Here is a 14,870-nt window from a genome sequence, read left to right as displayed (position 1 = left end):
AATTCTTTAGTTTTTCAAAATCAATGAAAATTTAAATGTGAAAATTCCTTGCTATTATCTTTACTTATAGTTATAATAAATTAACAACAAATCATGAGGGAGTAACTAGCAGTTATTTCTGCGGCAACATCATCAGCAAGAGTAAATCTGGTGTTGTCTGAAAAAGTGAGACTCGTGGATGTTCACATTTTAGTGTGGGCATGCACGGGTCTTTTTTTAAAGATTCGGGCATGTCGAAAATATAAGGAGGCAACAAATGAAGGATACAAAGCGCAATTATTATAATCAGCAGGTAGCAGACGTTTTAAAAACGTTAAACAGTTCTCAAGATGGTTTAAGTGAGTCTCAGGTTCAAGAAAGCTTAGAGAAGCACGGGAAAAACCAATTAGAGGCCAAGAAGAATACGAACTTGCTGCAAAAATTTATTGCGCAGTTTAAAAACTTAATGATTATTGTTTTACTCGCTGCCGCACTTGTTTCAGTGTTCGTGGGTGAGGGCGTTGATGCCATTATTATTTTATTGGTGGTTGTCTTGAATGCAATCTTTGGGGTTTTCCAAGAAGCCAGAGCGGAGCAGGCCATTGACGCGTTGAAAGAGTTATCGGCACCACAAGCGCATGTTAAACGAAACGGCAAAGTCGAAACTATTAAAAGTGAAGATGTGGTACCAGGTGATATCGTCTTACTAGAAGCTGGTGATATTATTCCTGCGGATTTACGTTTGATCGAATCTGCTGGCTTAAAAATGGAAGAATCAGCTTTGACCGGTGAATCAGTTCCTGTCGAAAAGACAACCGCCGTTTTGACCGATGAAAAACTACCGATTGGCGATCAAACTAATATGGCATTTATGAATAGTAATGTCACATACGGACGTGGTAGTGGTGTTGTAGTTGAAACAGGGATGCATACTCAAGTTGGTGAAATTGCTGACATGATTAATAATGCTGAGGAAAATACAACACCTTTGCAGGCCAATTTAAATCAATTAAGTAAAGTGCTTACGGGATTGATTTTGGTGGTTGCCGTTATTGTGTTTATTGTCGGAATGGTTCGGGGAGAAGAAACAGTCATTAATATGTTGCTAACCGCTATTTCTCTGGCTGTTGCTGCAATTCCAGAAGGTTTACCCGCAATTGTGACCATTACATTAGCATTAGGAACACAACGAATGGCCAAACGGCATGCGATTATTCGTAAGCTTCCTGCCGTTGAAACGTTGGGCGGTACCGAAATTATTGCTTCTGATAAAACGGGAACGTTGACGCAGAACAAGATGACCGTTGAAAAAGTTTTCGTGAATAATAAATTGCATGATGCTCGTGACCTGCAAATTAAGGATTATCCTTATAATCATTTGTTTGAGTTGATGGTTTTAAATAATGATACAAAACAGACCGAGGATGGCCTGATTGGTGATCCAACGGAAACGGCTTTGATTCAATTTAATTTGGACAAGCACGAAGATGTTGATAAATTAGTCCAATCTGAAGAACGGGTGGCTGAAGTACCGTTCGATTCCGAACGAAAATTAATGTCTACCTATAATAAGTTAGCAGATGGTCGTTATCTCCAAACCGTCAAGGGTGCACCAGATGAGTTATTGCAGCGCACCACGTTGTTTGAATCTGGAAAAGAAATCAAATCAATGGACGAAAAAGAGCGCAAACTAATTCTGGATACTAATCATGAACTTGCAACCCAGGCGATTCGAGTGCTTGGATTTGCCTACCAAATTGTTGATGAAATTCCCGATACTTTAAAATCTGAAGTGGTTGAACAAGATTTGATTTTTGCCGGTTTAATCGGGATGATTGATCCTGAACGTCCTGAGGTTGCCCAAGCGGTTGAAGAAGCTAAACAAGCTGGAATTCGTCCTTTAATGATTACGGGAGATCATCGCGATACAGCGTCAGCAATTGCGAAACGATTGGGAATTATCAAAGAGGGTCAAGATGATGCCGTTATTTCGGGATCAGAATTGGACACAATGGATGACAAAACCTTTGCCAAAAAAGTAAAACAATATTCAGTTTATGCGCGGGTGGCTCCTGAACATAAAGTTCGAATTGTAAATGCTTGGCAAAAACAAGGTAAAGTTGTGGCGATGACTGGCGATGGTGTGAACGATGCGCCATCATTGAAACAAGCCGATATTGGAATTGCGATGGGAATCACTGGGACTGAAGTTTCTAAGGGTGCTAGTGATATGATTTTAGCTGATGATAACTTTTCAACCATCGTGGTGGCGGTTGAAGAAGGTCGAAAAGTCTTTGCTAATATTCAAAAAGCCATTCAATATTTACTATCAGCAAACTTGGGAGAAGTTTTGACCCTGTTTGTTATGACGATGATGGGTTGGCAAATCTTAGCGCCAGTGCATATCTTATGGATTAACCTGGTGACCGATACGTTACCAGCAATTGCATTGGGCTTGGAACCTTCTGAAAAAGATGTTATGAAACAAAAGCCACGGGGCCGACAGAGTAACTTCTTGTCTGGTGGAGTCGCAAGTAACGTGATCTATCAAGGACTTTTGGAAGGAATTATTACGTTAGGCGTGTATGCACTTGCAATTTTGCATCCAGTGCATGCCTCATCCGCATTAGCACATGCAGATGCTTTAACTATGGCGTTTGCAACCCTTGGATTAATCCAGTTATTCCATGCGTTTAACTCAAAATCAATTCATGGTTCAATTTTTAGTGCGACAACATTGAAAAATAAATTCTTTAATTGGGCAATTGTGTTATCGTTTATATTGTTGGCAGTTACAATTGTTGTACCAGGTTTAAATGATATTTTCCATGTTACTCATTTAGACTTATATCAATGGGCAATCGTAGTTGGAGCGTCAGTATCAATTGTGGTGATTGTTGAAATCGTCAAATGGTTCCAGCGCCGTGCTCATCGTTAAGATTGGAGAGAAATTAGAATGCGAAAAGTAAATCCACAAGGTTACGTGAACCTGATTGGAAATGTCATGGATAAGACTGATGAAATGGGTAAACAGGTCGATCCTCATTTTCAAAACCTGAAGAAGACCCAGGCTTTAAAGGGAATAGATTCTTTGGGTGAACGAGACCTGCATGAAATTGTTAGTAACTTTAAAGAAGCGGTAGATTTATATCAAAAAAATGTCCAAACTTTAAAGAATGCGAAACCACCCGTTCAAGTTTTGGGACGTCACAAACAATTTGTTTCCGCTTATCAAACCTATGCAGCTGATTGTGAAAAAATGTTAGAAAGTATTGATGAGAAGAATCGAAGTCTTGATTCAACGATGTTTGCTCAAGCTGAACAAGCACAAGATAAAGATATGGAAGCTGTTTCAAAGGGCTTTGATCGGATCATGCACATGATGGTGGGTTAGAATCTAACCAAAATATTTATTGAGAGATTTGAAGACGCAATTTGTTCTTTGAGTCTCTTTTGTTTTTTAATCGAGTAAATTTTGGCAGTTGGTTTTATAACAATCAGGCTGGAACGCAGTGCGAGTTTTTGCGGCGCTTTTTTGCCACAAGAATCGACAACGTATGAAACATTGTGGGTTTTTGGTACGAAAACCAACCTTTATGCGTAATAGTGGACACAGCTTTAAGCCAAAAGACATCTTAAAGACTGGCCTTTTTATAAATGCTAAAGCATTAACAAAAATTTCACTGCTGAGCCCATTATTATAAAACCAACTGCCAAAATATATAAAATTTACAGGTTAAAATTACAAAAAGGACTCGGAATACTACTTTTAAATTTTTTTAAAAAGCAGTCTGGAAGTAAATAGGTGTAGTGGAGGCGTTGATGAAAGAGTGTGTCGATGTCACTTGGCGATTTATCGCTCAGAGACATGGGAGCTGGAGAGATCCACTTCTGGCCTGAGGATAGAAGTTAGCTCGCAAGCGACCCACACGGCCCCACATCAGCGCCGGAACGGAACCAAAGTTAGCCAAAAAGCGTAAATAAAATCTAATTAGAGGCTTGATCTACTAAATTCGGCTAAAATTTGACACATACGTATAAACAATATTCATTTCGTTCACTTGCACACTTCATGCTATACTTAAGCCTGTGTGTATTTGACAATGACGAAATAATTCAAAGTTTTAGTTTGGAGTGGAAATTTTTTGGAAGATAGAATTGTAAAGATTATTGAAAAGCAACTTACAGATGTGCGTCCTAAACAAATTCATGCAGCTTTAGGATTACTTGATGAAGGGGATACTGTTCCTTTTATTGCGCGTTATCGTAAGGAACGAACCGGTAGTCTGGATGAAGTACAGATCCGTGAAATTCAAAGTAGCTATAAACGAGCAGAAACTTTGGAAAAACGCCGTGATGAGGTTTTAAAAATAATCGGCGAGCAAGATAAGTTAACACCTGCTTTGGAAAAACAGATTAAGGCTGCTGATAAAATTCAGACGGTTGAAGATCTTTATTTGCCTTACAAACAAAAACGGCGAACAAAAGCTACAATCGCTAAAGAACAGGGATTAGAACCCTTCGCTTTTTGGTTGTTAACTTTTCCACAAACTGGCTTGGAACAAAAAGCCAGCGAATTTATTAATGCAGATAAAAAAGTTGCAACTGTGGATGATGTTTTTGCCGGCGCCCATGAAATTTTGGCAGAAGCTTTTGGGGATAGTGCTGGATTTCGGGATTGGATTCGAAATTATACGCATAAAAAAGGGCGTTTCAGTTCACAAGTTAAACCTAAAGGAAAAGAAAAAGACGAACAGGGTGTGTATCAACTTTATTATGATTTTGATGAATCCATTGAAAATATGGTGTCTCACCGAGTTCTAGCAATTAACCGCGGTGAAAAAGAAGGAGTTCTAAAGGCACAAATTAATGTGGATGAAGATCCCATTATGCGCTATCTTCATTTCCGAATTATTGGGAGTCATGAAGGCCCCGCGGTAAAGTATTTACAGGCGGCTTATGAGGATTCCTATAAACGATTTATAGGTCCCGCAATTGAACGTGAATTGCGCAATGAGCTTAGTGAAGAGGCCAACACGCAGGCCATTAATGTATTTGGTGAAAATTTATACCATTTATTGATGCAAGCACCAATTAAAGGAAAAGTTGTATTAGGTTTTGATCCAGCCTATCGAACTGGCTGCAAACTCGCGATTATGGATCCAAACGGAAAATTCTTAGCTAAAAAAGTTATTTATCCTCATAAGCCAGCTTCTGCAGCTAAACGACAGGCGGCTGCCGGTGAATTTAAACAATTTTTGGAAGACTATCAAGTTGAGATGATCGCCATTGGTAACGGGACAGCTAGCCGAGAATCTGAAGAATTTGTTGCGCAAGTTTTGAAAGAGATTCCGCGTAAAATTTATTATGTGATTGTTAACGAAGCCGGTGCATCTGTATATTCTGCTAGTAAGGCAGCTCGAGATGCTTTTCCAGAATTACATGTTGAAGAGCGGAGTGCCATCAGTATTGGGCGTCGTTTACAAGATCCGCTTGCGGAATTAATTAAAATTGATCCTAAGGCAGTGGGTGTGGGGCAGTACCAGCATGATGTCCCACAAAAGAAATTAACCAATCAGTTGGATACAGTGATTGAAACAGCCGTTAACCAGGTTGGTGTGAACTTGAACACTGCCAGTCCGCAACTATTAGAGCATATTTCTGGTTTAACCAAAACCACTGCTCAAAATATTGTGACATGGCGAGATGACAATGGTAGTTATGAGGCGCGGAATCAGTTAAAAAAGGTACCCCGTTTAGGACCGAAAGCTTATGAGCAGTCAGTGGGATTCTTGCGAATTGTGCAGGGTAAAAACGGCTTAGACAATACGGACATTCATCCGGAAAGCTATAAAGTCGCAAAAAAATTGCTTGGTAAAGTTGGCTTGAAGTTAGATCAAATCGGTACAGATGAGGCTGTTCAAGCATTAGATCGTTTGAATGTGGCTCAAACTGCTCAAGAATTAGACGTTGGACAAGAAACTTTAGAAGATATTATTGATGGTTTAAAAAAGCCAGGTCGTGATTTACGGGATGGCATGCCAACACCGTTACTTCGCAGCGATGTGTTAACTTTAGAAGATTTGAAAGTGAATATGAAACTTCAGGGGACGGTCCGAAATGTGGTCGATTTTGGCGCCTTTGTAGATATTGGTGTGAAGCAAGATGGTTTAGTCCATGTGTCAAAATTAACGAAGAAATTCATTAAGAATCCAGGTGAAGCTGTTTCGGTTGGGGATGTTGTGACAGTTTGGGTGGAAAGTGTTGATTTAGATCGGCACCGAATCCAACTTACAATGCTTGATCCAAACGAATAAGCAAATCAATGACGGATACTGAATTGCAAAAATTAGTCGAGAAAATTTCACTAACGGATTTTCACAGACAATTTAAACATCATGCTTTTTTCAATCAGCGGTTAAGAACAACTGGTGGTCGCTATCAACTACAGACACATGATATTGATATTAATCCGCGAATGTTATCTGAACATGACATGCCTACATTGGTGGGAATTGTGAAACACGAATTGTGCCACTATCACTTGCATTTAACTCATCAAGGGTATCAACATCGGGATGCCGATTTTAAACACTTGTTAGCACAGGTGCATGGGTCTCGGTTTGCGCCGGCGGTCCAAATAAGTTCACGCAGTAAGATGCAATTGGTGTATCAGTGTCAAAGTTGTGGGTTACTGTATCATCGCAAGCGGCATATTAATTTAAAAAAGTATCGATGTGGTAAATGTGGTGGCCCACTGCGGTTAATTCAAACCTTACGCAGGTGATTTTGAGAAAAAAGGTTGTAACTATTACCGATTTTTGCTAATATAGTTTAGGTAATAGTTTTGTTGCACCCATGGCGGAATTGGCAGACGCGCAAGATTAAGGATCTTGTCGGGAGTTTTCCCGGTGGAAGTTCGAATCTTCTTGGGTGCATAAATAAAAAGCCACAAATTCTTATTTTTAAGAATTTGTGGCTTTTTTGTACATTAAATTTTTAGTTTTTCAAAGAATGATATTTATAAACATGGGTCATCAAAGCCGTTGTATCACTGCTCATGTCATCATCATGAATTACAACAGTAATTAATTTGTGGTGGCCTGGTTTCTGGCTAGATCCGATTAAACAGTAACCTGCCCGCGGTGTGTAACCATTTTTAAGCCCGTTAATATAAAGGGAACGGACATTATATTTACGACCTGGTAAAGTGGTATTCACATTGTGGACCCATTGACCATGGACTTTCAGGTTATTTATCTTAGTTGTTTGGTTCACTTCAGGATATTTATTCAGGAGATTTCTGGCAACCACGGCCATATCATGCGCCGAAATGGTATTTTGCGCGTAGGCACTTGAACCAGGATAGCGATAACCATAACCGTTCAGATCACCGTTATCTAAGCCACTTACTGACACAATGTAGTTACCACGAAGCCCCCAACTATTTAATTGCGAACGCATTCTTTGGACTTGTTTGACATTGCTACCAGAAACCCAACGCCCCAAAGCAATGACTGCTGCGTTAGAAGAATCGATTAGAGCCGCTTGGTAAAGTTGCTTAACTGTATATCTGACGCCATGTTTAAGAACAAATCCGCCGCAAGCATAACTTCTCGACATATTATAGAGACCACTGCCAGATGTATTCACGATGGAATTCCATGAATATTTTTTACTATGGACTTTTTGGAGCACGTTATAGATGGTAAGCAGTTTAATTGTGGAAGCTACTGGTACTTTAGCGGTAGCACTTTTATTGTAGAGGAACTTTCCTGTGTTGACATCAATTGCGGCCGCATGCGTGGATTTAATCCAGAATGGGGCACCACCTTTTGTGAGGTATTGTTGCCATACCCAACCAGAATACTTTTTATTACCACTTCTGACATAGAAGTAAACCGCGTTGGCCCTATTGTGACGAAGGGTCTCCTTTTTGGTAACGTACCAGCTGGTATGCGGATGTGATTTCAATAAAAATGCGCATCGAGAGTGGCTCTGATTATATGCTGCACCAGAATTGCTTTTATTATGGTAGGCAGTTGATCGGACATTTGAAATAGAAACCCGTTTATAGGTGGACTTGGCATTTACTGAATTTGTCGTGGAAAACATAAATAAAGCCACAAAAACGGTTAAAACGGTTAATACTGATAAAAATTTTCGATACATATGTAAAAATCCTTTCTAAATATGATACACACGTTGCATATTATGTAGTGCGTTCAATAAATAAGTTTAATCTGAATCGAGCTAAACATCAAGGGTGGCTGAGTTTTTATACCTAAACAAGAATTAAACTCTGTATTAATTCAGGTGGTGTGCTAGAATGATACTGTATTATAAGTGTATCAAAAAAGGGACATACAGAACTGAGGAACAGGTTATGAAACGAAAAGATCGTATTTACCAATTTATTATAGAAAAAACAACGTTAAATGAAACCAATCAATCAACTGATACCAAAACCTTTACCACTGAACAAGTGGCAAAAGAACTGGATTTAATTCGGTCAAATGTTAGTAAAGAATTAAATCAACTGGTACGAGAAAATAAACTGACTAAATTATCAGGACGTCCGGTTCGCTATTGCCGATACGTTGGTGACCAGGAACCAAAAAAAGAAGTTATCACTTCACCATTATCAGCAGGAAAACGACGAATTCACAGTGGCTTAGAACATACAGAAAAACCACAGGGCCCAACTGGAACTAATGATGTTTTCGAACATATGATTGGTAACAGTTCCAGTATGCGAAATCAAATTGAGCAGGCCAAGGCTGCAATTTTGTATCCACCGCGGGGTTTAAACACACTGGTGATTGGCCCAACTGGTTCTGGGAAAACGTATTTCGCTAATGCAATGTTTCAATTTGCGCAGAACCAAAATTTAATTAAAAAAACAGATCAGTTAACGACTTTCAATTGTGCAGATTATTCACATAATCCAGAGCTGTTAATGTCTCATCTATTTGGTTACGTCAAGGGCGCTTTTACTGGTGCTGACGAAGACAAAGACGGGCTCATTCAAGAAGCAGATAACGGGATGTTATTTTTGGATGAAGTGCATCGTTTGCCACCTGAGGGCCAAGAAATGATTTTTTATTTCATGGATCATGGCACGTACAGTAAGTTAGGTGAAACTTCTAAGACACATCATGCTAATGTGCGGTTGGTTTGCGCAACGACAGAAGATCCTGAAAGTTCATTGTTGAAAACTTTTGTACGGCGAATTCCAATTACCATTCAATTGCCGGCATTCAACAAACGAAGTCCAAAAGAACGAATTGAGTTACTAAAAGCTCTTTTGGGAATTGAGGCAAAACGAACGCATAAACAAATCACATTAACTGAAGATGTTGTGCAGTCACTTTTAGGCAGTGTGACCTATGGAAATGTGGGACAACTAAAATCAAATATCCAATTGGTTTGTGCTCGTGGCTTTTTAAACAGTATTTCTAATGAAGATGAAATCATGATTACTGTGGACGACTTACCACCAAATATTAAGGATGGCTTAGTACATTTAGCCGCTAATCGGCATGATTCTGGGGAAATTTCTAAGTTGTTGGAGCCGTACATGACCATTCGACCTGATTCCGATACACATGTCCTCACAAATCGAAATGATAGCTATGAGCTTCCCTATAATTTATACGAGATTATTGGTGATAAGGCGACTTTACTTCGTCAACAAGGTTTGGATCAAGAACATATCAATCATTTCATTACAACGGATATCAATCTTCATTTAAAGACATTTTCAACAGACGAAGATGATAAACGAAGCGAATCGAAGTTGGCTGAAATCGTCAATCAGGATATTATTGATTTCACAAAAGAGACTCAAGTTAAAATTGAAAAAGTTTTGAACTATAAATTTCGCGATAATTTCCTATATGCGATGAGTTTACACATTAGTTCCTTCATTAAAAGAATTCAATCTGGTAAACCAATGCGGACAATGAGTCAAGATTTGGTTGCCATGGTTAAAGAGTATCCAGCTGAAATGAAAGTTTCTCAGCAGATTAAGAGTCAATTGGAAGATCGATACAATGTGCCAATCCCGGAATCGGAAAGCTATTACTTAGCAATTTTATTGGTTTCGTTAAAGGTAGCACCAACTACAGGTAAAGTTGGAATTGTGGTTGCAGCTCACGGGAGTAGTACAGCTACATCAATGGTACAAGTTGTGTCCCAGCTCCTATCTGATAACACCATTCAATCATTTGATATGCCCTTGGATATGGATCCAAAAGTGGCATACAAGGATATTGTGGAATGTGTTAAACGAGCTGATGAAGGAAATGGTGTTTTACTTCTCGTTGATATGGGGTCACTAAGTACTTTTGCTTCTAAAATTACGAAAGAAACTCATATTCCAGTTCAAACAATTGATATGGTGACGACCTCAATGGTACTAGAGGCGGCTCGTAAAACCTCCTTTATCGAAACTGATTTATCGGCCATTTATTCAGAGTTACGCGAATTCCGTGGTTACTCTCGTGTAAATGCTAGTTCCACACGGAAACCAAAATTGGCGGACACGACTTCTAAAGCTGACTCTTCTGTACAACCAAAGGCAATTGTTGCGATTTGTTCAACGGGTGAGGGGACAGCAAAAAAGATTCAGTCCTTATTAGATCAGCTTTTAGTGGAAAACCTAATTGACGATATTAAAATCATTCCAATTTCGTTAGTTAATATGAATACTCATATTAAGAGTTTACAAAAGGAGTATCGGATTATCGCCACGACTGGGGTCACGCATCCTGATATTCAGGTACCGTTCATGTCACTGAAAAATCTCTTGGAAGGTGGCGGCGAACAATTTATTGATAAAGTGTTGGAGCGAAATTCCATTAGCGTTTTCGATAGTCATCAGGACGTGAAATTGACTAAAGAAGTATGCGCGCAATATTTAGACGAATTTTATACTTTCATTAATCCACATAAAATTACGAATGTTTTATGGCAATATGTAAATCAATTACAGACCGATACTCATAAAAAATTTAGTGAACCATTTAAGATTAATCTCATTATGCATATTGCAGGTGCAATTGAACGGTCACTAACAAATGGCGAGATTTCTGCAACAGACAAAGAATTAAAACAAATAAAAGATTCGAAATGGTATTCAGCAGTGAGGTCTGTAAACGATAAATACCTGCGTCAGATTAGAATCGAATTGTCGCCTGAAGAAGTTTATTACATTGTTAAACTCCTTGAAACTTGGCAAGCTAAAGATGAAACAGCCAACACAAAACAATTGAATAGTTAAAAGTAATTCACAAATAACACACAAAATAACACACAAGACTGTATCAGTTTTGTGTGTTATTTTAAAACGCTTTAAAGTAGGCGTTTTCATTTAGTGTACTTTGGCACGGTTTTTGCATATATATAAGTGAGTGCAAAAAAAGATGGTCTTGTACTTGTGAGGATCAAATTTAGTTACAGGTTATTGAGAAATTATTTGTTCATTTTTATTTACTGTAACAATCATAATAGGAGGTATAGAAATGGTAGGGATTATCATTGCTAGTCACGGTGAATTTGCTAACGGGATCTTGCAATCCGGATCAATGATTTTTGGAGAGCAAGAAAACGTCAAGGCTGTTACTTTAAAGCCTAGTGAAGGACCTGACGATATTAAAGGAAAATTGGAAGCGGCAATTGCCTCTTTCGAGAACCAAGATGAGATCTTGTTCTTAGTTGATCTCTGGGGCGGAACACCATTCAATCAAGTGAATAACTTGTTTGAAGCACATAAAGACAAATGGGCAATTGTTGCCGGTTTGAATTTACCAATGTTAATTGAGGCATATGCTTCAAGAATGTCAATGGATAATGCACGTGATATTGCAGCTCATATTCAAGAAACTGCAATCGAAGGTGTAAAGGTTCGTCCAGAAGAGTTGCAGAAGAAAGCACCTAGCACAAAATCAAAAAATGCTGGAGCTGCTGCAGGGAAACCTGGAAAACTCGAATACGTCTTGGCACGAATTGATTCACGTTTGTTACATGGACAGGTTGCAACTGGCTGGACCAAAGCAACTAATCCAACCCGAATTATTGTTGTTTCTGATAGCGTTGCAAAAGACGAATTACGGACAACAATGATTAAACAGGCTGCACCTTCTGGTGTAAAAGCACATGTTGTTCCAATTGATCAGATGATTAAGTTATCTAAGGATGACAAACATTTTGGTGGTCAACGAGCATTATTACTTTTTGAAACACCACAAGATGCGCTTAGAGCTATTGAGGGTGGCGTTCCACTTAAGACACTCAATGTGGGTTCTATGTCACATTCAGTTGGAAAAGTTCAACCTAATAAGGTTTTAGCTTTTGATCAAGATGACATTGATACATTTGCCAAATTGAAGTCTGATGGCGTTACATTTGATGTACGTAAGGTTCCAACAGATTCCAAAGACGATATGGATGAAATTCTTAAAAAAGCTGAAACACAGCTACAGAAACAGAAATAATTTAATGGAAGAAATGGAGGATTAATCGAAATGAATTTAAACGCTATTCAGATAATTTTAGTTATTCTTATCTCGTTTTTAGCCGGTATGGAAGGTATTTTGGATCAATTTCAATTCCATCAACCAGTTATTTCATGTACGTTGATTGGATTAGTAACTGGAAATTTAATGCCTTGCCTTGTATTGGGAGGTACTTTACAAATGATCGCTTTAGGCTGGGCTAACGTCGGTGCCGCTGTTGCACCTGATGCCGCTTTGGCTGGTGTTGCATCTGCAATTATTCTAGTTTTAGGTGGCCAAGGTAAAGCTGGTATTGCTTCCGCGATTGCGATTGCGGTACCTTTAGCTGTTGCCGGTTTACTATTAACAATTCTTGTTCGGACAATTTCAACTATGATTGTTCATATTATGGATAGGGTTGCTGCAGAAGGAAGTTTTAATAAGCTTGATATGTGGCAATGGATTGATATTTGTTTACAAGGTTTACGAATTGCTATTCCAGCTGCATTGATCTTAGCCGTTGGTGCTGGTCCTGTTAAAGCAGTATTGAACGCTATGCCAACTTGGTTAACCCAAGGCCTTTCAATTGGTGGTGGTATGGTTGTTGCTGTTGGATATGCAATGGTTATCAACATGATGGCGACTGCTGAAGTATGGCCATTCTTTGCCATTGGTTTTGTAATGGCAACCATTAAAGATTTAACTTTAATTGGTTTAGGTGCAATTGGTGTTTCAATGGCTCTAATTTATCTAAACTTAGAGGCAAGCAGTTCTAATAATAGTGGTTCGACAAGCAGCGACGGAGGTTCCGATAATTCCGGCGATCCGCTTGGCGATGTCATAGATAATTATTAAGGAAGGGGCGAAAAAAATGGCAGAAACAGCAGATACAAAAGCAGCAGGTACAACATTGAAAATAAGATTAACTAAAAAAGATCGTGTAGCCGTTTGGTGGCGTTCAACCTTTCTTCAAGGTTCTTGGAACTATGAACGTATGCAAAATGGTGGTTGGGCTTACTCATTAGTCCCAGCCCTTAAGAGATTGTACAAGACCAAAGAAGACCGTGCCGCAGCCTTAAAACGACATTTGGTATTCTTCAATACTCATCCTTACTTAGCTTCACCAATTCTTGGAGTTACAATGGCTCTTGAAGAGGATCGTGCTAATGGTGCACCAATTGATGATGTTGCTATTCAAGGTGTTAAAGTTGGTATGATGGGTCCTTTAGCTGGTGTTGGTGATCCAGTGTTCTGGTTTACTGTTCGTCCAATTTTAGGTGCCTTAGGTGCTTCATTGGCTATGAGTGGTAGTATCATGGGACCAATCATCTTCTTCGTGGCTTGGAACATTATTCGAATGGCATTTACCTGGTATTCACAAGAATTCGGTTATAAAGCCGGTTCTGCAATTTCAAAGGAGATGTCTGGTGGCTTACTACAAAAGGTAACTAAGGGTGCTTCAATTTTAGGTATGTTTATCTTAGGATCCTTAATTAACCGTTGGGTTGTTGTTAAGTTTACCCCAGTTATTTCAAAAGTTGAACAAGCTAAGGGTGCTTACATTGATTGGGCTCATCTTAAGAGTGGCGCTGCTGGAATCAAAGAAGCTTTGACACAGCAAGCAGCTGGTTTATCTTTGGATAGGTACAAGGTAACAACCTTACAAGGTAACTTGGATCAATTAATTCCTGGTTTAGCAGGATTACTTCTTACATTATTCTGTATGTGGTTACTTAAGAAGGGTGTTTCACCAATCGTTATTATCTTTGGTTTATTCTTCGCTGGTATTATCTTACATGTCTTACACATTATGTAATAAATTTAAATTAGCCTGGGATTTAGTTCCCGGGCTTTTTTATTAATTATGTTGATTAGTAGACAAAGATAAGTTTTTGCCCAAACGTACAAGTCGTCGTATAATAACTGTAATTGTATAAATGTGAAAGCAATAAAGAGAGAATGGAGTTGAGCAAATGGTTCAATCTATTAATACAAAGGTTGATTTAGTGATGAAAGGAACGTCGTATATTGGTTTAGGTAGTTATGGCCAAATCATGATCGGCGATAAGGGATTTGAATTTTATAGCTCCCGAAATGTTAAAGATTATGTGCAAATTCCTTGGACCGAGGTAAGCTATGTGTACGCTTCAGTTATTTTTAAAGGAAAGTGGATTCCCAGGTTTGCCTTAAAAACTAAATCTAATGGGACTTATTCTTTTGCTGCACGAGATGCCAAAAAGACCCTTCGCGCCATTCGAGTTTATATTGACCCTAATAAAATGTTGCGTTCATTATCCTTTCTTCAAGTTGTTAGGCGTGGGTCAAGAAATATTTTTCAAAAAATTAAAAATAAATTTAGTCGGCATAGTCGGACCAAGTCAAAATAATTAAGGA

At 38.8% G+C, this 14,870-nt stretch carries 10 protein-coding genes and 1 tRNA gene; 10 read left to right on the top strand and 1 reads right to left on the bottom strand.

Annotation, left to right across the window (positions count from 1 at the left end):
- The first annotated feature begins 256 nt into the window (after positions 1-256).
- From ADU73_RS04015 to ADU73_RS03995, 5 genes are all read left to right on the top strand, one after another.
- Positions 257-2,917, top strand: coding sequence for a cation-translocating P-type ATPase (locus tag ADU73_RS04015; RefSeq protein ID WP_046871995.1), 2,661 nt, complete (start codon positions 257-259; stop codon positions 2,915-2,917).
- An 18-nt stretch (positions 2,918-2,935) separates the two neighbouring features.
- A complete protein-coding gene (locus ADU73_RS04010) occupies positions 2,936-3,373 on the top strand; it encodes a hypothetical protein (RefSeq protein ID WP_046871996.1) in 438 nt (145 codons plus the stop codon).
- 751 nt (positions 3,374-4,124) lie between these two features.
- Complete coding sequence (locus tag ADU73_RS04005) at positions 4,125-6,296, top strand: Tex family protein (RefSeq protein ID WP_062913195.1); 2,172 nt, start codon at positions 4,125-4,127, stop codon at positions 6,294-6,296.
- An 8-nt stretch (positions 6,297-6,304) separates the two neighbouring features.
- On the top strand, positions 6,305-6,766 hold the full coding sequence (locus ADU73_RS04000; protein WP_046871998.1) for a SprT family protein: 462 nt from the start codon (positions 6,305-6,307) through the stop codon (positions 6,764-6,766).
- Positions 6,767-6,831: 65 nt separating this feature from the next.
- Positions 6,832-6,917 (top strand) — tRNA-Leu (locus ADU73_RS03995).
- Positions 6,918-6,978: 61 nt separating this feature from the next.
- Here ADU73_RS03995 and ADU73_RS03990 read toward each other — a convergent pair.
- The gene (locus tag ADU73_RS03990; RefSeq protein ID WP_046871999.1) at positions 6,979-8,151 is read right to left on the bottom strand and encodes a D-alanyl-D-alanine carboxypeptidase family protein; all 1,173 of its coding nucleotides are present in this window, start codon (positions 8,149-8,151) and stop codon (positions 6,979-6,981) included.
- 214 nt (positions 8,152-8,365) lie between these two features.
- Here ADU73_RS03990 and ADU73_RS03985 point away from each other — a divergent pair, with 214 nt between their 5' ends.
- From ADU73_RS03985 to ADU73_RS03965, 5 genes are all read left to right on the top strand, one after another.
- Entirely contained in the window at positions 8,366-11,263 is a 2,898-nt protein-coding gene (locus tag ADU73_RS03985) for a sigma-54-dependent transcriptional regulator (RefSeq protein ID WP_062913194.1), read from the top strand.
- 241 nt (positions 11,264-11,504) lie between these two features.
- Positions 11,505-12,476: a mannose/fructose/sorbose PTS transporter subunit IIA gene (locus tag ADU73_RS03980; protein WP_046872001.1), complete on the top strand. Its 972-nt coding sequence runs from the start codon at positions 11,505-11,507 to the stop codon at positions 12,474-12,476.
- Positions 12,477-12,506: 30 nt separating this feature from the next.
- A complete protein-coding gene (locus tag ADU73_RS03975; protein WP_046872002.1) occupies positions 12,507-13,331 on the top strand; it encodes a PTS mannose/fructose/sorbose transporter subunit IIC in 825 nt (274 codons plus the stop codon).
- A 16-nt stretch (positions 13,332-13,347) separates the two neighbouring features.
- On the top strand, positions 13,348-14,292 hold the full coding sequence (locus tag ADU73_RS03970) for a PTS system mannose/fructose/sorbose family transporter subunit IID (RefSeq protein WP_062913193.1): 945 nt from the start codon (positions 13,348-13,350) through the stop codon (positions 14,290-14,292).
- A 157-nt stretch (positions 14,293-14,449) separates the two neighbouring features.
- Entirely contained in the window at positions 14,450-14,863 is a 414-nt protein-coding gene (locus ADU73_RS03965) for a DUF956 family protein (protein WP_046872004.1), read from the top strand.
- Positions 14,864-14,870 lie beyond the last annotated feature (7 nt).

Origin of the sequence: Pediococcus damnosus, from assembly GCF_001611155.1 — a bacterium.
GTDB lineage: Bacteria > Bacillota > Bacilli > Lactobacillales > Lactobacillaceae > Pediococcus > Pediococcus damnosus.
This window is presented reverse-complemented; position numbering and strand designations above follow the sequence as displayed.

Excerpts from the sequence above, each read along its gene's own strand:
- ADU73_RS04015 (WP_046871995.1), top strand. The coding sequence starts at position 257 with ATGAAGGATACAAAGCGCAATTATTATAATCAGCAGGTAGCAGACGTT.
- ADU73_RS04010 (WP_046871996.1), top strand. The coding sequence starts at position 2,936 with ATGCGAAAAGTAAATCCACAAGGTTACGTGAACCTGATTGGAAATGTC.
- ADU73_RS04000 (WP_046871998.1), top strand. The coding sequence starts at position 6,305 with ATGACGGATACTGAATTGCAAAAATTAGTCGAGAAAATTTCACTAACG.
- ADU73_RS03990 (WP_046871999.1), bottom strand. The coding sequence starts at position 8,151 with ATGTATCGAAAATTTTTATCAGTATTAACCGTTTTAACCGTTTTTGTG.
- ADU73_RS03985 (WP_062913194.1), top strand. The coding sequence starts at position 8,366 with ATGAAACGAAAAGATCGTATTTACCAATTTATTATAGAAAAAACAACG.
- ADU73_RS03980 (WP_046872001.1), top strand. The coding sequence starts at position 11,505 with ATGGTAGGGATTATCATTGCTAGTCACGGTGAATTTGCTAACGGGATC.
- ADU73_RS03975 (WP_046872002.1), top strand. The coding sequence starts at position 12,507 with ATGAATTTAAACGCTATTCAGATAATTTTAGTTATTCTTATCTCGTTT.
- ADU73_RS03970 (WP_062913193.1), top strand. The coding sequence starts at position 13,348 with ATGGCAGAAACAGCAGATACAAAAGCAGCAGGTACAACATTGAAAATA.
- ADU73_RS03965 (WP_046872004.1), top strand. The coding sequence starts at position 14,450 with ATGGTTCAATCTATTAATACAAAGGTTGATTTAGTGATGAAAGGAACG.